This window comes from Syntrophomonas sp. UBA5494, from assembly GCF_002426325.1.
The window spans coordinates 10,314-10,613 of record NZ_DIPG01000090.1 but is presented as its reverse complement, the minus strand read 5'-3'; the positions used below and the strand labels follow the sequence as shown (position 1 = coordinate 10,613).

The 300-nt window shown below is 54.3% G+C and carries 1 pseudogene; it reads right to left on the bottom strand.

From position 1 onward, the window contains the following. Positions 1 to 300 (bottom strand): annotated as a pseudogene (locus B3W37_RS09855) (hydroxylamine reductase); the annotation flags it as partial.

Below are 300 nucleotides of genomic sequence, written 5' to 3'. Positions count from 1 at the left end.
AGCATTTCACCATGAGTGTAAACCAGGATACCGCTGCCTTCGGTGGCCTTTAAGATATCCTCCAAATCCTTGAGGTCATGGCCTGAGACCAGAATGCATTTGCCGGCTTGGTGTCCCAAGGGCACCTCAGTCGGGGTGGGATGGCCAAAATGTTCGGTATTACCGCGGTCCAGAGCCTCCATGGCCAGGAGGTTGATGCGTCCGCATTCCAGCACTAATTGCACCCATTCGCCCAGTTCCATCTGGCTGTGCCCCAGTGTGGTCAGAGCCCTGGTCATGAAGTCATAGATCTCCTGATTT